The organism is Bacillus sp. 2205SS5-2 (assembly GCF_037024155.1).
Lineage (GTDB): Bacteria > Bacillota > Bacilli > Bacillales > Bacillaceae_K > Bacillus_CI.
Genome location: NZ_JAYKTS010000001.1, coordinates 229,694 through 250,681 on the forward strand (window position 1 = coordinate 229,694; position 20,988 = coordinate 250,681).

Here is a 20,988-nt window from a genome sequence, read left to right on the forward strand (position 1 = left end):
AGGAATGAAATTAGTGTTTCCATCCTTTTTTGTATTCTACAGCAACAAAGTATGCGAAAAGAGCCATTAATAAAAAGTAAGAAATCACTCGAAAAACATTACTGACTGTTTTTTCCTTATACTAGGAGCAAACTATGTTTACGAAAAGGGGCATTTCTAAAAAAGTGTTGTTTTTCGCAGAAGTGTGTAAATCGGGATGATGAAAGACTTTGGGGTTCTTTTCTTAGCCTATAGAATATATATTGACAAAACGAAGAATTGCCATTGGTTTTTTTACATATAAGCACGAAGTATTCAAATAAATGCCTGCTACTAAAAAAATGCCTGTCTCCCTATGTGCTTAACATGGGGTGAAGGCATTTTTTCTTTCTAACATTGTATTCACATCGCTTTTCGCTTCATTATTATTTACTGAAGCTTATCTGCATCAAAATTCTGAAATACATTTTTCTCTTGCATCGGAAATAGCTCTTTGTCGACTAGGTGATTGATAATCACTTTATTTCGGTGCACAGCTAGCCCTAAATTAGTGGACCCTACTCCATGACTATGAGAGATTCCGCTATGAACATAGATTTGATTAGGAATATTTAAGCGCAGACGATAATCCGCCTCTACCTCATATCTTCCATGGTCATCCCATTTAATATATGACCCTAATTTCTCTTTAATAAAGCTCGGCACATTCGGACGATAACCAGTACCTACGATTACCACTTCACTTTCATGAGTGAAATCTTTATCTTGTTGCCATTGATGACAGAAAATTTCACACTGGCCTTCCTCCACGCGTATTTCATTAACCTCAGTTAACACCTGAAGTCCTAAGTTCAAATCTTCACCTGATACGGAATGTTCATATAGTAAATTATAAATATCATTAATCGTATGAGAGCTTATTCCTTTATACAATAAATCCTGAGAAGCAAATATCTCATCTTTCTTTTCCTGAGGGAATTGATAGAAATAATTCACGTAATCAGGCGAAAACTGTTCAACACTCAACTTCGATTCTTCCATCGATAAAAAGCTTTTCGATCGTGTGATCCACGTTAATTTGTATTGATGCTCCATTCTTTCTTTTAATAATTCACGAAATGCTTCAGCCGCACTTTGGCCCGACCCAATAACTGTGATCGATTTTGCTTTTCGACACCGCTCTTGATTTTCAAGAAATTTAGACGTATGAAAAACATTTTCTTCTGGTAGACCTTGTAATGATTTCGGCAGCGCAGGAACACTTCCCGTTCCTAAGACGAGGTTTTTACTATGATAGGTAGCTTGTTCATTCGTTTCAATATTTTCAACTGTCACTAAAAAATATTCTTCACTTTGATTGTAATCTAGCTCCACGACCCTTTGCCCAAAACGGCAATTCTCTAATTCATTGGCCACCCACTGACAATAATCATTATATTCCCTTCTCGGAATATCCAATCTTTGTAAAAAATAAAATGGATACAAACGATTTTTTTCAGACAGATAATTTAAAAAACTATATCGGTTCGTTGGATCCGCTAAAGTCACTAGGTCCGCCATAAACGGGACCTGCAACCTCGTCCCAACAATCAACATCCCCTTATGCCAATCAAATTGAGGTTTCTGGTCAAAAAAGACCGCATCCACCTCTGAATTGCCCTCAAGTAAAGCGGCTAAGCTCAAATTAAAAGGACCTACCCCAACTCCAATTAAATCATATAATTTGTTAGACACTAGAATTTCCTCCTCATTATCTTTGTTCGTACTATAATCGGGAGAAGCGAAATTACAATCGCGAAATACTTTCTCCTATAGTAGATGGTATCGTAACGACAGAAACCTGTCACGTTCTGTTTTATTTTTCAAGGGTTGACACCGCTAAAAATAATGGTTTTCAGCGAAGCTAATATAACTTTGAAAAGATAAGCACCTGAGAATTTTCTCTTATTTATTGGAGCACGGTCCAGGTGAAGGGTAGGATATCATTCTAACGATAAAATGAATCCAATAAGTTAACTACAAAAATGCCTGCCCCCGATGCGTTAATTCATTAACTCATTCGGGGACAGACACCACTATGAATGCTTCTTCGTAATGACTAGACTATTTTATTCCAATTCCTCTGCATTTTTCACTTCCAAGACCACATTGTCAATGGTAATCTCATGTGCTTGGGCGAATTTTCCCAATAAAAACTTTAATGTAACGGTATCATCCCCCGTCATCACAAATTCAAAATTATAGGAATTCATTTCACTATGGAGTGAAACCAACTTCTCAAAATAGCGATGATACCCTGCATTTTCAACCGCTACTTCAATTTCTCTGTCTGCTGTAGAACTTGCATCAAAGGACAAAACATAGGTGACGCCTTTTGATAGTTTCATATTCTCTTGATATACTTGAATACTCCATGTTTCATTTCCAGCATTCTCAATGTTGGCTTGTAATTCTTCTTTTTGTTCATCGACTGACGCCAATGCATCAAAGTGAACATATGAGTCCCACGAATCTAGTCCTGATGAAAACTCTCCATTCTTTAATGGATAAAGATCTACTTGGCTATAATCTATATATTCGGATGTTTGAATCAGTTTAGCATTATCCAAATAGATGTCACCACTCTGGCCTCCTAGCCTAAAGAAAAGCTGACCATCTACATCGCTATAATCTTTCGTCATCGTAAATTCTACCGTATGAACGTCCATTTGGGTGGTTAAGACAATAGGTACAGATTCTGAATAACTTACAGTGCCATCTTCACTCAAAAATTCTACCTCAATCTCTCTTCCTTCGCTTGCACGGGCATCAAATGTTAATTCATACGAATTTCCTTTTAAAAATTGCAATCCCGTTTGTTTCAGTTGAACGGATTGAGAAGAATCTCCACCGTCTGTAATGGCTACTTTTAACTCCCTCGTACTCTCTGAAACTCTCATATCGGCAGTATACTTTGAATCTACTTCCAATTCCCAGAAATTCAATCTTGTCATATCCCCTTGGTCAAATGTTCCATTATATAGGTGGTTCCCATCTGCTAGAGGTGTTTTTGGCATATTGGCCGGATCTTCTGGGAAAAATTCTTCGACACGAACATTTCCAACCCACACAGGCGCATTACCATTACTACCGATATTAAATTCTAACCTCGCAGCTACATCGGTTTCTTGGTTTAATGTAAAGGTGTATTCATACGATTCAACGTGGTCTGTTAGGGAAATAGTTTGTTCACCTGAATAATTTGCATAGCCTCTTTCAGCACCACCGGATACCTTTGTCATGATATTCCGGTTTGAATCTGATTTTGCGTCAAAGCTTAATTTATACGTTCCGCCCTCGACAATGGCTATTTTTTGAATCAATTGAATAGCCCATAAAGCGTTGCCCGCATTGTTTACGTCCATTTTTGCAAAAGGGACCCCCTCGATTTCCTCGGTCACTATCCCTCCGTCTCCAGAAAAATCAGGTAAATAAACAAAATTCCAATATGTTGGGTCTAATAAATTATCATAATTATCGACGATTGTAAACGGGTTTTTAAAGTCATTATCATAGATTAGATTTCCATCTTCAAGTGGATGTTTTGCTTCATCTGGCAGCTCCTCTTTTTCCAAAATTGGTTCAATCGGCTCTTTGTAATCTCTTCCTGTAAGTTCATAGACGCGAACATAGTCCACTTCCATTTCACCTGGAAATTGCGTTGAATCGTCTGGATTCCCACCATACCAGCCACCAACACCGAGATTCATAATCATATAAAACTCTTGATCAAAAGGAGCTGGGAATGCATATTTACTGGCTTGATTCGTTCCTTGACTGAACCAATTATCTAATGTTTGATACAATTGACCATCGACATACCAACGAATTTCCCCTGGTTCCCATTCAATCCCGTAGGTGTGAAAGCCCGTAAAATCTTCTCCTTCAGGGAAATGATACTCTGTTCCTTTATACGTATTGTTCGGATATTGCTCCCCGTAATGAATAGTACCTCCAATTTTAGTCGTATCTTTACCAGCTGCTTCCATTATGTCAATTTCACCTGAAGTTGGCCAACCACCATAGACGTCATCTTCTGGCATCATCCAAAAGCCCGGCCAATACCCTTGTCCTTCAGGTAATTTAATATTAGCTTCAAATTTTCCGTACTTTTTGCTAAATAAACCTTTTGTCTTTAATTTTGCGGATGTATAGTCATAAGATCCAAATTTATCTTCAACAGGATTTTCTTCTTTTTGGGCTTTAATGACTAATTTCCCGGCTTCTATATAGGAGTTTTCCTGAGAATCGGTATAATATTCTAATTCATTATTCCCCCAACCTGATGCGATTCCATTTCCATTTTCGTCGACGATCCAATTTCCAATATCATATGTCCACTTCGTAGGGTCGATTTCATTTGAGATAAATTCGTCGGACCATACCAATGTCCAATCGGACTTCGTTTCTCCTGGTTCATAAATGACTACTTTATTTAGAATTGAATTCACAGACTGAACTTTATTCTGCTGGGCCTTCGTTATGTAAACCGTTCCACTTACTATCACATTTTCCAACGTGATATTCCCATCAATGGCCCCTGCAGTTACGAATAAGTCTCCTTTAATGGTCGTATTTTCTAGCGTAATATCAGACTGATTGATCAGTGCATTTCCTTTGATAGTTTGATCCGAATACGTTCCTTCTTTATTAAATAATCCATCAATTTGTTGATCAATTATTTGAATCGCTTGGATATGATTCATTGGTTTTTTTGAATTTAGTTCTTGATCATTAGCCCCAACAAAAGCATTGTCAGGGAATAAATAAGTGAGAATTTGGAGTGCATCCTCCGTTTTTATCGAGGAATTCCCCTGTTCATTTTCAGCAAAAATTTCGTCCCAATAGCCAGCTTTTTTCGCTACTTCAATCACGTCGCTTCCTTTTTTTGCATGGCCTTTCGATGAATCGCTCCATCCGTAACCAAATAGATTATTCATGAGAGCAGAAAACTCTATTTTTGACATGGAAGCGTTTGGATTCTTTTTTTCATTTTTCAACCCGGTAAATAATCCGTTTTCCTCCCATTGTTTAATCAGGGCATCATTACTGCTACTGGTTCCTTTCGCATGCACCGGGGTAATGACCGCGAGCGTCAACACCAAAACCAAAAAAATCATCATCATTCTTTTTGTCATTGCAATTCCTCCTTTAAATGTATGTGAAGAAGAGCGAACCCTTCCTATCACCCAAAATCTAAATCCTCTTTCGAAAGCGGTTTCGAAAAATAAAATACTGTTTGTTCATTCCTACAACTATGTAAAATAATCTTATTATTAGGTTGTTTTCGCAATGTTTGTTGCTTTTCGAAGCAGTCTATAAACGGTGAAATAGCTTTGTTTCGGACATCATTTACGAAAAGCGGAAGTGGCTGCCCTGAGGCGACAGGCAAATGAAGAACTCGGAGGTGATGCCTGCATCACTGGAGAGTTATTCATTTGACCCGAGCCTCAAGCCACTGCAGCTGGATCATGAAAAGCGGAAGTGGCTGCCCAGGGACGGCAGGCATCTGGCAGTACACGCAGTGAAGCCTGCTTCACGTAGTGGGCTGACAAATGCACGAGTCCCTAGCCACTGCAGCTGGATCCGTCTATTTTGATGAAAAATACGTGAAATGGGCGATTTAATCAAAATTCAGATGAAATAGCCACAATGTATATGAAAAGAGCCTACTGTTATGAGCGGTCAGTGGTATGTATGGAGATAGTATCCACTGATACCGAAACCGGTTTCGGAAATATCCCTAATTTCTATACTTTTCCACCAAAAAAAAAGAAACGTTAAAGGGTCTAATACCATGCGAATCTTCACTTAGGATAGAAAGCGCTTTCTTAAATATATAATTTTTTTTGTACCTGATCCTTAACCATAATACACCATATCAGTTTCTTTAACTTTAACATTCAACACTTTGTATTTATTTCCCTTCCCAATTCTATAAAAAAATATTCAATATTCAAGACTATTTTGCTAATGCAGACACAAAGTGGCCATAATACTAAAGAATGCCTGCACTTGTTTGTTCATACAGACACAACAAATAACAGACACTATTATTATCTTTTTTCAACAAAATACATCGAGACGGCTCCTAGACCCACATGAGTACCAACTGAAACGCCCATCTGCATAATATAAATGTCTCCAGAAAAATCGGTTTCTCTTTCAATTTTAGTTTTCAAGTTTTCAGCGATTTTACTATCGGAGGTGTACCCTATGATGATAAAATCGGTCATTTCTTTATCGATTCGTTTCATAAATTCTTGTGTGTAATATTTTAGAACGCGTTTCAGGCCTCTTTCCTTGGCTACAATCGCGCCCTTGCCATCTTTCATCGTCATAATCGGTTTAAGCATTAAAATCTTCCCAATAATCGCACTTGTATTCGTAAGTCTTCCACTCTTAATTAAATGATCCAAATCGTCAACAGATAGAAAATGCTTGACGTTTAATTTATAGGTTTCATTAAATTCAACAATTTCTTCGAATGAGGCTCCTTGTTCTCTCATCATCGCACTTTTGAGAAGTAACCATCCACTTCCATGACTCATGCATTTGGAATCAACTACATGTATTTTTACTTTCGAATCTGGGTTTTCCTCATGAAAATAACCTTTTGCTAAAACAGCTGATTGATAAGCTCCACTTGTGCCACTAGACATACAGATACATAAAATTTCCTTGTAGTTCGCTTTTACCGCCTCATTGATAATGTCTAAATAAGTTGCTGGACTTGGCATCCCTGTTGTGGGAAATTCAGACAGAGCTTCCATCATTCCGTAGAAATCATCAGGTTCAATATCAACCCTATCTTGGTACATCTTCCCCTCAATGTGGATGGTCAGTGGGGCTAAGCTTATATTGTATCGATCCAGCACTTCTTGTGATAAATCACAGGTTGAATCTGCCATAATTTTTATCATTTTGTCCTCCATTACATCGCTCTACTAAGATCATAACCAATTATTCCAAAATTCTGATAGTTTTTTCATTCCATTAGGCATCATTTTTGTGTTTTAACAGGCGTATTGTTTATGACTTGCTAATTCATTGTCACTTCACTCGCTTAATCATAAATTAGTACATAGAATATTATAGCATTCTTTTCAAGGCTATCACTTTCTAATTATTGTATTCTTTTCAATAACGCTATCGCTAACGTATCAAAAATAACTGAAATATCATTTTTCAATTCATTGATTTCATTTTTAGCACTTTGATAAGGTACAGAGAACACATAGCATATTATAGATAAAAAAACAAATTTGAAAGAAGAGGGGTGAATAAATCATCCAGAATTTTATCCCTTTCGACCATTGCACGGTGGTGGTCAAGCAAGTTGAGGACATAGGACGAGTTAGAGGCATGGTAGAAACTGGGGCTACTATCTTCAGGTTCAGGGTTAAAAATCAGAATATGCTGCTGGTGCGGTTACAGGAATAGTGGTTAGAACTTCAGTCAGCCCTGATCCTTCCCCATGTCGAGTTCCAATGTATCTGCATCCTTATCAAACACCATATTTTCCTTAGGGATAAAGGAAATATGAATATATACAAGGATGTTCGCGATGTGGAATTCCACGTCGCGAACATTAGGACCTCTTTTCAAAAGGATATTAACCAAATAAGATAGATTTATGGACATTAATCCGTATTTTTGAACAAGATTATTCGCTAAACGGATAGTCTATCACCAATTAAGGTTTTAAGCAGCAAGATATACAGAAAGAGTTTAAAGAAATGAACAGCTTCTCTGATTTTAACATCAACTACTTTCCTTCACTTTTACCAACATCGTACACAAAATAAGCTTTTCTTAAAAATTTATCAGACTTAAGCTCCACTAGAAAAAAATGTTTTTGCCTTCCAAGGTTCTGTTGATAATGCAGAAATGACAGCGACTCCATCCGCTCCTGCTCGAAGAACCTGTGATGCATTTGTTTCATTAATCCCTCCAATTCCTACAATGGGCATCACTACTCCTGCAGCACGAATCGTCTCGATGACACCTGTTCCTTTCACTTCACAGATATCAGACTTTGTTGAAGTTGGAAACATAGGTCCTATCCCTATGTAATCTGCACCAAGCTCCATCGCATGTTTCGCCTCACTTACATTATGAGTTGATACACCTAAAATTCTATTTCCTAACTTCCTTCTCACTTCAACAGCATTTCCATCTTCTTGTCCAATATGTACGCCATCTGCTTCAAGAAATAGTGCCAAATCTACGTCATCATTCACGATAAAAGGAACATCATATGCTTGACAGAGACTCTGAACTTCTTGAGCGAATTTGATCTTTTCCGTTCCCTTGAGACAAGCGTTCCCTTTTTCTCTCAACTGAAACATCGTCACTCCTCCATCCAGTGCTTGTTTGAGCACTTCGATGGGTTTCTGGTCTCCACAATTGGTACTACCCATGACGAAATAGAGGTGTAATTTTTCTCGGAGGTTCATAAAATCTCAACTCGTGAAGCTCGGTAAGCCCAATGATTAGTCGGACCATGACCGTGACCAAACCCTAATTCTTCAGATATGGCAGCATTGATAAACTCTTTTGCTATTTTAACAGCTTTATAGACAGAGCTATTTTTTGCTAGTTCAGCTGTAATGGCTGCCGCAAAAGTACAGCCTGTTCCATGCGTTTGAAAGGTTTGAATTCTCGGACTAATAAATTCATGAAAGTTCTTACCATCAAATAAAAGATCGATTGACTCCCTCATTTGGTTACTAATGTCATGCCCACCCTTGATCACAATATGTTTTGCCCCCATTTGAAAGAGGCGTTTTGCCGCTTCTCTTCGATCCTCAACCGAAAGGATGTCGATTCCTGTCAATATCTCTGCTTCTGGAATATTTGGCGTTATGACGTATGCGAGCGGAATTAATTCGGTTCGCAAGGCTTGAACAGCCTCTTTCTGTAATAATGGTGCTCCACCTTTAGCAATCATCACCGGGTCAACGACTAGCTTTCTCCAAGAATGGGCTGCGATGATTTTGGAGACCACCTTAATAATTTCAGCGCTAAATAGCATACCTGTTTTTACTGCTTGAGGAGGCAAGTCCTCACTAATCGCTGTTAGTTGCTCTTTGACCCCCTCAATCTTGACAGGATAAACGCCTAGAACACCTAATGTATTTTGTGCCGTTACGGCGGTAATAGCTGTCATCCCGTAAACACCCAGTTCTTGAAACGTTTTAAGGTCAGCTTGAATTCCAGCCCCCCCACCACTATCAGACCCTGCTATCGTTAATGCTTTATTGATCATACATCCTACTCCTTTCAAAGCCTGGGGCTCTTTTCGTATACATACATTATTGCTATTGAATCTATAATAGTGAGGAAACCTCCAGTTTTGCAGAGGTTTCCTTCAAATAATTACAAAAGGCTGTTTTCGCAAAGTTTGTTGCTTTTCGCACCGGTCTATAAACGGTAATATAGCTTTGTTTCGGGCATCATTTATGAAAAGCGGAAGTGGCTGTCCTGCGGCGTCAGGCAAATGAAGAACTCGGAGGTGATGCCTGCATCACTGGAGGGTTATTCATTTGACCCCGAGCCGCAAGCCACTGCAGCTGGATCCGTCAATTTTTGATTTACATCAACAGTGAAATAGGTGATTTAATCAAAAATCAGATGAAATAGCCACAATGTATACAATAAGATCCTTACAAAAAGATGACCGATATCAACTTAATTCAAACCTCGTATACTGGTAAACTTTTGGTAAATAACCTAGCCTAAATACCGATAATAAAGTGATCTAGCTTTTGCTATCTCTTTCGTACCATGAACAAGTACACGCCCATCCTGAAACAATACTAATCGATGAGTATTGACTGAAAAGGATAGTAAATACGGATTGATTTCTACTTGCTCCCCTTGTCCTTTAAGTGCGGCAGCTACTTGCTGTAAATCTCGCTTTTCATTTCTACTAGGACGAATTTGAACACACTCTCTTCCACATAAAACAGAAGTTTTCATTTGATGATTAAATTGAAGGGCTGGATGAGTCGCAGTTTCTCCACAAGAAAGACAATCCACTTTTTTCATGGCAGACACATCTAACTCGCTATTTTCATTCTTCCAAACATCAAAGAATACAAGCTTTTGCCTGAGAGATTTCTTGTCCTCAACGAGAATTTTGAGTGCTTCGGTAAGTTGATAAGAAACAACCATAGTCACCGCTGAACTAATTATTCCTGCGGTATCACATGTTGCCGATCCAAGTGGAATTTTTTCCAACATACAACGTAAACAAGGGGTCACTTTCGGAAGCACCGTAAAGAAAATGCCATAACTCCCCACACAAGCCCCATAAATCCAAGGAATGCTTTCCTTCTGCGAAATATCATTGATCATCATTCTCGCATCAAAATTATCTGTTGCATCGAGAATTAAATCAACTCCTTGTACAAGCTCCTTCAATTCTAGAGGGGTTACATCGACGATATGGGCTAAAATGTCTACCTCTGAATTAATCTCCTTTAAGCGTTTCTTCGCTGCGATGGCTTTAGGTATTGAATTTCTCGCATCTTCTTCAACATAAAGTTGCTGTCGTTGTAAATTACTCCACTCCACATAGTCGCGGTCAACTATGGTCAACTTTCCAACCCCTGCCCGAACGAGTCCTTCTGCCGTTCCTGTTCCTAAGGCTCCTGCTCCAATGATTAGGACATGTTTACTAGCGAGTTTTTTTTGTCCTTGTTCACCGATGGGAGAGAAAAGGCTTTGCCGGGAATATCGATCGTTCTTCAACGGCTTAATCCTTCGATTGGGCTACTCGCTGTTGCATAGCGTTTTTTCGGCATCCTTCCAGCAACATATCCTAATCTCCCAGATTGAACCGCTAGCTTCATAGCAGATGCCATTTTCACCGGATCGTTTGCAGCTGAAATTGCTGTATTGAGTAATACAGCGTCTGCACCTAACTCCATGGCCAAGGCTGCATCGGAAGGGGAACCTATTCCAGCGTCAACAATAACTGGTACCTCAGTTTGTTCAATAATAAACCCTAAATTGATAGGGTTGATGATTCCCTGTCCAGATCCAATCGGAGACGCACCCGGCATGATTGCGTGAGCCCCGATTTCAGCTAACCTTCTTGCCAACACCACGTCATCTGATGTATAGGGAAGAACTGTGAACCCTTCTTTAATGAGCTCTTCAGTGGCATTTAATGTTTCAATAGGATCAGGAAGAAGTGTTTTATTACAACCAATCACTTCTACTTTGATCATGTCACAAAGGCCTGATGAACGAGCCAATTGAGCATGTCTTACAGCTTCTTTTGCCGTTTTAGCTCCAGCGGTATTCGGAAGCAAGGTATAGGCATCTAAATCAAGTTGTTCTAGAAAATTAGGCTGTTGAGGTTCGAAGATATTAAGTCTACGAACGGTAAATGTTAGTATTTCAGCTCCCGATTCTGCAACAGCTTTCTTTTGTATCTCCAAACTTGGATACTTCCCAGTGCCTAATAATAATCTTGAATGAAACTCATGATTTCCAATGGTTAACATCTCATCCGCCTCCTACAAATTGAACTAATTCAATGGTATCCCCGTTTCTAATCTCCGCTTCAACATACTGCTCTTTTGCTAATATTTTGTCATTTAGCTCAATAATGATCATACTAGCTTGAAGTTCAAAATGACCAATCAAGTCAACAACCGTCTTCAGTTCATCTGGTACGGCTACCTTACTACCATTCAGACGTAATTCCACCTTTAATCACTCCTTAATTTTGATTCAGAAATCCTTTTTGCGGCTTGAAGATAATTAGGGACTGTCCCTCCTCACTTAGTTGAGTGATTAATTGTCTGGAATGAAAAAATCGAATCTGTCTCAATTCCCTCAAGCAGGTCTGCCACCATTACCCCTGTAATTGGTGCTAATAAAACCCCATTCCGGTAATGACCGGTTGCAATGATAAGCCCTTCCCAATCCTTGCATCGCCCAACTTGAGGAATACCCCTAGCCGTTTGTGGACGAATTCCAGCCCAAGCTTTTTCCCATATGGTGTCTGATAATCCCGGCAATAGTTTAGTAGCTCGTGAGATTAGACTAGAAATCCCATCTAGTGAGACCGTTTCATCGAAACTATGAGCGTGTTCCGTTGCGCCTATTAACAAACGATTACCGGTCTTCGGTACAATATAGCAATCTTCTGTAAAAATAGTATGAGCAATTAACTGTCTTTTTGTTTTCACAGAAAAGCACTCCCCTTTAACAGGGAAACTCTGTAGATCTATTCCTACTGAATCCAGTAATGTTTGACTCCAAGCCCCACCAGCGATTATTACTTCTTCACTAAAATAAGAGCCTCCGGTAGTAGACACACCGTTTACTTTGTTTTGACCGAGAATGAGGTGATTCACCTCTGTATATTCTTTAATTTCTGTGCCCAACAGTTGAGCAGAATGTGCAAATGCTTTAGTCAGCTGTAAAGAAGAAACATTCCCATCTTGCTCAATGGACATTCCGCCTTTTAGAACATTTGATAGCGCTGATTCTGTTCTAGATAAAACACTTGCAGTCATCCATTCCGCTTGTTCACCCATCTCCTGATGATGACGAACTAGTTCTTTTAAATGCAGAGCCTCGTCTTCTGTTCTAGCTACCTTAATCATTCCATTCCGAAAAAATTCAATATCGATTCCACTCACTTCTTTTAATTCATGAGCTAATGAGGGAAACTGAACTCGACTTTGTTTGGCCAATTGAAAGAATGGGCCATCCCGTTTAATCTCAGTCTGAGCACCTAGCATTCCAGCTGCGGCTTTTGAAGCTCTGCTTGCGATTTGATTTCTTTCTAGTAACAAGACCTTTCTGCCTCGTTTAGATAGGTTGTAGGCAATAGATGTTCCGATTACTCCCCCGCCAACAATAATCGCATCATAATGCTGGTTCATCTCTGTTCAACTCCTTTTCTTATCGCTTCTTGGAATAACTTAGCGGCGATACTAGGGGATTTAGCTTGATAGATTCCTGAGAGGACGGCTACCCCTTTAGCACCCGTACGCAGTACATCTTGGACGTGATCAGGCTGAATTCCCCCGATTGCCAAGACAGGGATGGGGACTGACTGAACGATACTTTTTAAGCTAATCAAGCCGACTCCTGGTTTACCAGGCTTTGACGCAGTCTTAAAAATATTTCCATACAGAAGGTAATCCGCTCCTTTTTGATACGAGTGTTTGGCGTCCTGAATTGAATGAACCGAACACCCTACCTCCATTTGTGGGAACCATTTTTTCACAAGCGAAACATCGACACTGTGGTGAGCAAGTTGAACACCCCCCAGTTTTTTCATATAACAAAGATCTACTCGGTCATTGAGTATAATCTTGTTAGCAGGGATTCCTTCTTCAAGTAGTAGGTCAATGACCGATAGCATTTCTTTGGCTGTCCAAGTTTTTTCACGAATGTGAATAGCCTCTACTTCATCATGTATCTCACTAGCGATAGCAATTAAGCTTTCTTTTGACTGCTGACCCGAAGAAATGACATGTAGCCCTGTCTTCACATTAATCCCTCCTCTATGACGTATACCTTACATCCTCAATTGGAAAAAAAGGTAGAGTTATTGACAAATAGTAGCTAGAGAGAATAATCAATGTGATTACTATCAAGAAGTAGCTATCATGTTTAGAGAATCCTATCTTATAAAAATAGGTACGTTCTTTTACTCCTACAAACCGTTTCGTTTCCATCGCCACTGCAATTCGATGAGCTCTTCGAATACTTTGTGCTAACAGCGGAATGGTATAGGATTTCACTTTATACCACACCCCTTTTAACCCTTTTTGCTCGACTACCCCTCTTACTTTCATGGCGTTTCTAATCGTAAAAAATTCCTCAATCATAATCGGTATTAGCCTTATTCCCGCCATAAAGCTGTAAGCATATTGTGGTCTAAGGTGCAATTGCTGCATCAAAGAGTAGAACAAGTTAACGGGTCTTGTAGTTAGGGCAAAAAGCAGACCTAAAATCGCAAACACGAAGGCTCTAACCCCTAAATGAACCCCTCTAAAAAAACTTTCTTCAGTAATATGAACGAGACCCCATTGAAACCATGTAGTATCCCCTTTTCCAAAGAACATCATTGATGTCGAAGTGGAAAAAAACACGAAAAGAAAGGGAAGAAATAATAAGAGCAATAATTTTTTGGAGAAGCCCGAAAAAATCCAAACTAATAAAAAGAACCCCAAAGTAATGAAAATAATCCAATTTAAATCATGTACGAATAAAAGAAAAATAAAGAGACTCATAATCGATACTAGTTTCAAGCTCGGATTAATGTGATAAAGCCACGTTTCACGAGTTTGAATTTCCTGTAAATTCATAACATTACCCTCTTTGGAGATTGAAGCTGATTCAAATCGTTATAGTTATCGCTAACTAACAAACCATCCTCAATTGTCCACACTCTAGTTGCAAAGAAATCCACAATATGCTGATCATGAGTCACCATGATGATGGTGACCCCTTCTCGTTGATAGTCTTGCAACATCTCTAAAAGTGCAAATGTGTTTTGAGCATCTTGTCCAAAGGTAGGTTCATCTAACAAAATGATTGATTTTTTATTCACAATAGATGCCGCAACACTTAATCTCCGTTTCTGCCCCATAGAAAGTTGGTAAGGATGCTGATTCCTTTGCTCACGTAATTTAAATCGCTGCAAAAGATCCTCTACCACTTCACCCACTTCTCTCTCTTCCGCCATTTTAAGTCGGAGACCATAAGCAATCTCATCCCAAACAGAATTTGTAACAAATTGAAATTCAGGATTTTGAAAAACAAAAGTTACACCTTCTGGTACCTTTTTTGCTGAAACAAGATCCCCGAAAAGAAAATATTCCCCATTTGTTTTAATGAGATGCATCAGACTATGTAGGAGCGTAGATTTTCCTGCTCCGTTATTTCCTACTACCGTAATCCACTCACCACGTCGGATTGTTGCTTCAGGAACTGATATTTTGGCTTTTTTTTGAAGATAACCTTTGAAGTCTTTTAATTCTATAACAACCTCATTTGAAGAGGAGATTTTCCCTGGTGGAGATTGATTGAGATAATCTCTCCAAATCTCTGGATACCAAACACCTTGTCGACGTAACGTATCTCGATATTGGCGGAGAATCATTTCCTTTGCACCATCTGCCAATATTTCTCCTTTTTCATTGAAAAGGACAATTCGGTTGACTAATTCAAGTACGTGATTGAGCTTGTGTTCCACAATCACTACGGTTTTGTCATGGCTGATTTGCTTTACGGTTTCCCAGACTGCCTTTGTTCCTTCATCATCCAAAAGTGCTGTTGGTTCATCAAGAAAGAGCGTATCTGGCTTAAGAGCAAGAACAGAGGCAATCGCAAGCCTCTGTTTCATCCCACCCGATAAAGTCGCAATATTTGTATGAACATCCTCAAAAGAAAGTCCCACATCTGCTAAAACCGCTTTAATTCTTGCCCCCATCTCTTTTTGTGGAACTTGTATATTCTCAAGAACGAAGGCGATTTCTTCGTCCACAAAAGGCATACAAAATTGTGTATCCGGGTCCTGAAAAACATACCCCCATGAAGGAGGATGTTCTATTTCAGCAGCCTTCATGGGTACGTCAACCGAGGTAGGGATCACTCCCGACAAGACTTGTAAAAGAGTCGACTTTCCACAACCTGATGGACCTAGTAATAATACTTTTTCATTCTTCTTAATGTTCAGGCTCAAATCCTTAAACAAAAGCTCTTCCTTGTCAGGAAACTTGAGGCGAAGGTCTTTAATCTTCATCCTTACCCCTCCTTATTATTGATCTAATGCATCAAAATCTTGTTGACTGGGAGGACGAACAATATTAGTAACCCCTGTGCGCTCTAAAGCTTTCACTAAAAAGTAAGACCCCATGCCCGCGATTAGGATAGATCCTACGATTCTTGCGGAAAGGAATAGTAGTAAATTCCATAATTCAAGATCTCCCATATAGCCTTTATAGTAGTCCATCACAATCGATCCTAGGGCAGACCCTACAGCCGCTAAGCAAACAATTATTAATCCAGACCGCTTATAACGCACCATCATAAAGACAAGTTCAGCACCTAATCCTTGAATCAATCCAAACAAGAGAACTTCAAGTCCCCATTCAGATCCCATTAACAATTCACCTGAAGAGGCTGCGATTTCCGCTAAAAGTGCAACTCCTGGTTTCTTAATTATTAAAAATGCAACGATAGCAGCCATAAACCACATTCCGTATATCAATTGCTCTGCATGAAACCCAAACGGCTTAAATACGTTATAAACTGGACCCCATAGTTTATATATAATTCCGAATCCAATGGATATCACAACAGTCACTAAAATATCAGTTAACTTTAATTTACCCACGTAAATCACCGACTTCACTCAACTTCTGTTGATTCAATTTCTCCTGAAATGGCCATTTTTCTAATGTGTATGCCATCTCCCAAAACTGCAACTCATATAAACTACTTAAAATAAAATGGTTTTTCATCCGGTCACGCTCTGCTTCTGTAACCGTTTCTGCTAATTCATCCAATCTTTGAATCTGCTCATCTACTAGCTCTTTAAACCAATCCCCTCCGTACGTGGCAATCCACTCTTGATAAATAGGCTCACCTGGCGTACAAGCTTGTAATCTTTCACCTATTTCGTAATAAAGCCAGTAACATGGCAGAATCACTGCAATAATTTCCGCCAATCCACCAAACTGAGCTACACGATACATATGAGAGGCATAGGCATAGGCTGTAGGTGCTGGTTGAAAGGCAAGGAGTTCATCCTCTGTAATACCCAGTTGCTTCGAAAATTTTTCATGAAGGGACATCTCTGCTTCATTTGTTCCCTGAGCATGAGCAGCCATTCTTGCTGTTGTTCGTAAATCCATTGCCTTTGCAGCCCCTAATGCTTGCACTCTGGAAAAATGAGTTAAATAATAGGCATCTTGTTGAACGTAAAAACGAAATTTATCTAGAGATAAAGTCCCGTCTCCAATCCCTTTTACAAAGGGATGATCAAAACTCGCTTCCCAAATTGGCGCTACAGCTTCTCTTAATTCCTGTGAAAATGTCATTCTTTTCCCTCTTTTCCGACGATCCACAGCAATTGGTTTTTTTCTAAGGCTCTTTTCGTATACATTGTGGCTATTTCATCTGATTTTTGATTTAATCATACATTTTGTTGATTTCCATTAAAAACAGACGAAATGATACTCGAATCAAAGCTTTATCCAGATAATAGACTGATATGAAAAGCCACAATCTTTGAGAAAACAGCCCTGTCTAAACAAAAAAGCCACTTCCTATCATGCATAGCGCATAAAGGAAGTGGCTTAAGTTTTGTACATAAAAGAAGAATCTATGTAACACTCAACCATCACTTCCCTACGCCGGTCTCAACCAGATCAGGTTCAAAGGGTCTTAAAGTCATACTTTAATCTCAGCCTTTAGAGAAGGCACCCCTAGTGGATCGTCATATTAAATTAGTTTTCGAAGTTATCGTATCATGCTATTTGGATTTGTCAATATTATTTTATTTTACTATGGCTCTTTTCATATACATTGTGGCTATTTCATCTGATTTTTGACTAAATCCTCCATTTCATTGTTGATTTCTATCAAAAACAGACGAAATGATGCCCGAAACAAAGCTATATCACAGATAATTAACTGATACAAAAAAACACAATCTTTGCGAAAACAGCCTTTACTATTGAAGAAATTTGATATATTTTGAATTGCCCTATTTCCATAAATAATTGTGAGATAAGGCGGACGAATAAGTATAATTAATCCTCTATATAAGCTTTTAATAAAATCGAATGAATCTACAGATGTAATTATATTAAAATAGTAAAATCTGAGAATCTTAACGAATTAGGATGATGAATATAAATAGACTAAATTTCTCTACTATATTTGGTATTTTTTTAATGGCTCTTTTCGTATACATTGTGGCTATTTCATCATATTTTTGATTAAATCTTTCATTTCACTGTTGAATTCTATCAAAAAATAGACGAATCTAAGCTAAATCATAGATAATAGACTGATACGAAAAGCAAAAAACTTTGCGAAAACAGCCTTTATAATAGAGAAATCCAGCTAGAACTCTTCTAATGAGAGCCTTCCTTTATGGTATGAAGGAGAATTCTCTTTTCCAAAGTCAAAAAATAAAACCGTTCTTATATACTTTCAATGTATCTCCCCATTCAAAAAGTTAATCTATCTATTAGAAATAGATCAATTCGTTTCTTCCAGACTAAAAAACGACTATATGCTACTAATATCTCACTTTTTAGTATTTATTTTGAGTTATGTTTTCCTTTTATCCTACCTTCTATGCTCACCCTCCATGAAGCTACAACCGATTTCATTAACATAGAAACCTTAAAATAAAAAGACAACATTAACTATCTTGATATAATTAATTACAGAATTCATCTTCTGTAATTATCTTTCTTATACTTCGTCTTCTTACTGAAAGGTTTTTTTCCAAACTAAATATACTCCAGAAAAAAGGTCATTTCCAAGACATCTTATCGCCAACAATTAAACAAAATCAGTAGTACAATGAAGAATTCTGTCGCTCAATAAAATCAATGGAAACAATGGATACGAAAAGAACCTATCAATTAATAGACTTAAATTCGAAAAATTGTAATAAGTATGAGTAGAAGATACAGTGAGAGGAGCAGTAAGATGCTTAAAAAATTTGTAGATCCACTGCCAGTCATGGATACCATCCACCCGCTCTTATTTATTCACGGGGAGCCATACTATGAGGTGACTATGAAACCATGCCAACAAAAGCTTCATCGCGATTTACCCTCTACAACTCTATGGGGCTATAACGGACTTTTCCCGGGGCCGACATTTAAAGTTTGGCGTAACCAGAAAATTCGCGTTTTATGGAAGAACGAACTACCACAAAAGCATTTTCTACCTATTGATACCACTGTACACGGAGCTGAGAAAAATCATCCGGAGGTTAGAACCGTCGTTCATCTTCATGGAAGTGTAACCCCTGACACAAGTGATGGCTATCCGGAAGCTTGGTTTACACGTGGATTTAAAGAAGTTGGACCTTTCTTTTCTACGAAAACTTATCATTATCCAAATCAACAACCGGCTACGACTCTTTGGTATCACGATCATGCCATGGGGATTACCCGCTTAAATATTTATGCAGGATTAGCTGGCCTTTATATCATCCAAGACAAGGAAGAACAATCACTACGCTTACCCAATGGTCCTTTTGAGATACCTTTGCTCCTCCAAGATCGCACTCTAAATTCAGATGGTTCCCTCTTTTATCCTGCTGAGCCAGATCCACCAGTCATTGGAGTAAATCCTTCTGTAATCCCTGATTTTTTCGGTGAAATGATTTTAGTTAACGGGAAAATTTGGCCTTATCTAGAAGTAGAGCCTAGACAGTATAGATTCCGATTATTAAATGGATCAAACGCAAGGTTTTATCGACTTTCCCTTGAAAATAGATTACCTTTTTTTCAAATTGGGACCGATCAAGGATTTCTTGCTCGTCCTGTTGAAATCTTTGAATTATTACTCGCTCCTGCTGAACGAGCTGATGTGATTATTGATTTTTCATCTTCAGTTGGAGAAACTTTTATCTTGAAAAATGATGCCGCTTCCCCTTTTCCACAAGGTGACTTACCTGACCCTGAATCAGATGGGGTCGTGATGAAAATTTCCGTTACTAAAACGATTTCTAGTCCAGTCGATAGCAAATTGCCTTGTACATTAGTTCCCTTCCCAAAGTTTGAAGAAAAATCATATTACAAGAGAAGACCCTTGCTGCTTAATATGAGACCCGATCAATACAATCGTTCCATTCATTTATTAAATAGTCGTTTATGGATGGATCCGATAACCGAAACCCCTCGCCTTTGGAGTATTGAGATATGGAGCTTTATTAATGTGTCAAAAGCAACTCATCCAATTCATCTACATCTTGTTCGCTTCCAAATTCTTGACCGACAGCCTTTTGATCAAGATATTTATCAAGAAGAGGAAAAAATCGTCCCATGCGGACAACGCATTTCTCCCGATCTCAACGAACAAGGATGGAAAGATACCGTTCGTGCAAACCCTGGAGAAATAACCCGGATTATTGTTCCGTTTGGTCCTTACACGGGGTTATTCGTTTGGCATTGTCATATTTTAGAACATGAAGATTATGAAATGATGCGCCCGTATGTAGTAATTCAATGATGCTTCGAATAATTCACTTAGTTAACTTTTATTTTGTCCCTTATCGTATACTTTGTTGCTATTTCATCTAAATTTAGATTTAATCCATCATTTTGTTTTTTTTTTGCAATAAAAATGATGAAATGATGCTCCGATGCAAAGCTATATCACAGTTTATAGACTGATACGAAAAGCCACAAACTTTGCGAAACCAGCCTACTTGAAAAAAGCAGGAACCAAGTTTGGCTCCTGCTCATTCCTTATGCTTTAACAGCATTCTTTAGGCTCTTGATACAGCCGATATGCTCACTTTCATGAAATAAAGCAAAAAGGAGAACCTCTCCAATCGTTTCAAGCTTCAAAGGACCTGCTTCAAACGTTTGTGAAAGTTTTTCGTCCATTCGATTACTAAATGTTTCTTTTACACGGCTTTGCTGTTCTTTTAATAGCGTAAACAACTCTTCAATTGCGGGAGGTTCTGAACTCCAAGAGGATGGTTTAGTTCCACGAGAAAACAATTCGCTATAATCTGCGGGAAGATTCATTTTCTCATTTGCAAAATAAAACAAGATTTCTTCAACTGTTACATAAACATGACCTAATTGCCAGCGAAGGGAATTTGGAAAGCCCTTAGGAATAATGTCAGCAATTTCCTCTGTCACTTCATTTCCAACGTTTAGGATAATCATACGAGCAAACTCAAATTGATTCATTAGCAAATTTTCATTCATCCTCAACATTCCTTCT

At 38.5% G+C, this 20,988-nt stretch carries 16 protein-coding genes and 1 riboswitch; of the genes, 1 reads left to right on the forward strand and 15 read right to left on the reverse strand.

Going from position 1 to position 20,988, the window contains the following annotated elements; translation table 11 throughout:
- Positions 1–408 precede the first annotated feature (408 nt).
- The 14 genes from U8D43_RS01040 to tenA all read right to left on the reverse strand — a co-directional run bounded on the left by U8D43_RS01040 (position 409) and on the right by tenA (position 17,102).
- Positions 409–1,713 carry a lysine N(6)-hydroxylase/L-ornithine N(5)-oxygenase family protein gene (locus U8D43_RS01040; protein WP_335869088.1) on the reverse strand — a complete coding sequence of 435 codons (1,305 nt, stop codon included), beginning with the start codon at positions 1,711–1,713 and terminating at the stop codon, positions 409–411.
- A gap of 374 nt (positions 1,714–2,087) precedes the next feature.
- Positions 2,088–5,156, reverse strand: a complete 3,069-nt coding sequence (locus U8D43_RS01045; protein ID WP_335869089.1) for a carbohydrate binding domain-containing protein — start codon at positions 5,154–5,156, stop codon at positions 2,088–2,090.
- A gap of 918 nt (positions 5,157–6,074) precedes the next feature.
- Positions 6,075–6,941, reverse strand: a complete 867-nt coding sequence (locus U8D43_RS01050) for a DegV family protein (RefSeq protein ID WP_335869090.1) — start codon at positions 6,939–6,941, stop codon at positions 6,075–6,077.
- Between the two features lie 909 nt (positions 6,942–7,850).
- Positions 7,851–8,477, reverse strand: a complete 627-nt coding sequence (thiE, locus tag U8D43_RS01055) for a thiamine phosphate synthase (protein WP_335869091.1) — start codon at positions 8,475–8,477, stop codon at positions 7,851–7,853.
- Entirely contained in the window at positions 8,474–9,289 is an 816-nt protein-coding gene (gene thiD, locus U8D43_RS01060) for a bifunctional hydroxymethylpyrimidine kinase/phosphomethylpyrimidine kinase (protein ID WP_335869092.1), read from the reverse strand. Before thiD ends, thiE begins: the two co-directional genes overlap by 4 nt.
- Positions 9,290–9,753: 464 nt before the next feature.
- Positions 9,754–10,776 carry a thiazole biosynthesis adenylyltransferase ThiF gene (locus U8D43_RS01065; protein WP_335869093.1) on the reverse strand — a complete coding sequence of 341 codons (1,023 nt, stop codon included), beginning with the start codon at positions 10,774–10,776 and terminating at the stop codon, positions 9,754–9,756.
- On the reverse strand, positions 10,773–11,537 hold the full coding sequence (locus tag U8D43_RS01070; protein ID WP_335869094.1) for a thiazole synthase: 765 nt from the start codon (positions 11,535–11,537) through the stop codon (positions 10,773–10,775). The genes U8D43_RS01065 and U8D43_RS01070 overlap by 4 nt, the downstream gene beginning before the upstream one ends.
- Before the next feature lies 1 nt (position 11,538).
- A complete protein-coding gene (gene thiS / locus U8D43_RS01075) occupies positions 11,539–11,742 on the reverse strand; it encodes a sulfur carrier protein ThiS (RefSeq protein ID WP_335869095.1) in 204 nt (67 codons plus the stop codon).
- Positions 11,743–11,813: 71 nt separating this feature from the next.
- Positions 11,814–12,929, reverse strand: coding sequence for a glycine oxidase ThiO (thiO, locus tag U8D43_RS01080; RefSeq protein WP_335869096.1), 1,116 nt, complete (start codon positions 12,927–12,929; stop codon positions 11,814–11,816).
- Complete coding sequence (locus U8D43_RS01085; RefSeq protein ID WP_335869097.1) at positions 12,926–13,543, reverse strand: thiamine phosphate synthase; 618 nt, start codon at positions 13,541–13,543, stop codon at positions 12,926–12,928. The genes thiO and U8D43_RS01085 overlap by 4 nt, the downstream gene beginning before the upstream one ends.
- Before the next feature lie 13 nt (positions 13,544–13,556).
- Positions 13,557–14,363 (reverse strand): energy-coupling factor transporter transmembrane component T family protein, encoded by an 807-nt coding sequence (locus U8D43_RS01090; protein WP_335869098.1) that lies wholly within the window; start codon positions 14,361–14,363, stop codon positions 13,557–13,559.
- Positions 14,360–15,802 (reverse strand): ABC transporter ATP-binding protein, encoded by a 1,443-nt coding sequence (locus tag U8D43_RS01095; protein WP_335869099.1) that lies wholly within the window; start codon positions 15,800–15,802, stop codon positions 14,360–14,362. The genes U8D43_RS01090 and U8D43_RS01095 overlap by 4 nt, the downstream gene beginning before the upstream one ends.
- Positions 15,803–15,817: 15 nt before the next feature.
- Positions 15,818–16,396, reverse strand: coding sequence for an ECF transporter S component (locus U8D43_RS01100; RefSeq protein ID WP_335869100.1), 579 nt, complete (start codon positions 16,394–16,396; stop codon positions 15,818–15,820).
- Positions 16,389–17,102: a thiaminase II gene (gene tenA / locus U8D43_RS01105; protein WP_335869101.1), complete on the reverse strand. Its 714-nt coding sequence runs from the start codon at positions 17,100–17,102 to the stop codon at positions 16,389–16,391. Before tenA ends, U8D43_RS01100 begins: the two co-directional genes overlap by 8 nt.
- 290 nt (positions 17,103–17,392) lie before the next feature.
- Positions 17,393–17,501, reverse strand: a riboswitch (TPP riboswitch).
- Between the two features lie 1,228 nt (positions 17,502–18,729).
- Between tenA and U8D43_RS01110 the strand changes: the two genes are divergently transcribed.
- On the forward strand, positions 18,730–20,262 hold the full coding sequence (locus U8D43_RS01110) for a multicopper oxidase family protein (protein WP_335869102.1): 1,533 nt from the start codon (positions 18,730–18,732) through the stop codon (positions 20,260–20,262).
- 239 nt (positions 20,263–20,501) lie between these two features.
- Here the strand turns inward: U8D43_RS01110 and U8D43_RS01115 are convergent, their stop codons facing one another.
- Complete coding sequence (locus tag U8D43_RS01115) at positions 20,502–20,972, reverse strand: DinB family protein (RefSeq protein ID WP_335869103.1); 471 nt, start codon at positions 20,970–20,972, stop codon at positions 20,502–20,504.
- Positions 20,973–20,988 lie beyond the last annotated feature (16 nt).

Excerpts from the sequence above, each read along its gene's own strand:
- U8D43_RS01045 (WP_335869089.1), bottom strand. The coding sequence starts at position 5,156 with ATGACAAAAAGAATGATGATGATTTTTTTGGTTTTGGTGTTGACGCTC.
- U8D43_RS01050 (WP_335869090.1), bottom strand. The coding sequence starts at position 6,941 with ATGATAAAAATTATGGCAGATTCAACCTGTGATTTATCACAAGAAGTG.
- thiE (WP_335869091.1), bottom strand. The coding sequence starts at position 8,477 with ATGAACCTCCGAGAAAAATTACACCTCTATTTCGTCATGGGTAGTACC.
- thiD (WP_335869092.1), bottom strand. The coding sequence starts at position 9,289 with ATGATCAATAAAGCATTAACGATAGCAGGGTCTGATAGTGGTGGGGGG.
- U8D43_RS01070 (WP_335869094.1), bottom strand. The coding sequence starts at position 11,537 with ATGTTAACCATTGGAAATCATGAGTTTCATTCAAGATTATTATTAGGC.
- thiO (WP_335869096.1), bottom strand. The coding sequence starts at position 12,929 with ATGAACCAGCATTATGATGCGATTATTGTTGGCGGGGGAGTAATCGGA.
- U8D43_RS01090 (WP_335869098.1), bottom strand. The coding sequence starts at position 14,363 with ATGAATTTACAGGAAATTCAAACTCGTGAAACGTGGCTTTATCACATT.
- U8D43_RS01095 (WP_335869099.1), bottom strand. The coding sequence starts at position 15,802 with ATGAAGATTAAAGACCTTCGCCTCAAGTTTCCTGACAAGGAAGAGCTT.
- tenA (WP_335869101.1), bottom strand. The coding sequence starts at position 17,102 with ATGACATTTTCACAGGAATTAAGAGAAGCTGTAGCGCCAATTTGGGAA.
- U8D43_RS01110 (WP_335869102.1), top strand. The coding sequence starts at position 18,730 with ATGCTTAAAAAATTTGTAGATCCACTGCCAGTCATGGATACCATCCAC.
- U8D43_RS01115 (WP_335869103.1), bottom strand. The coding sequence starts at position 20,972 with ATGAATGAAAATTTGCTAATGAATCAATTTGAGTTTGCTCGTATGATT.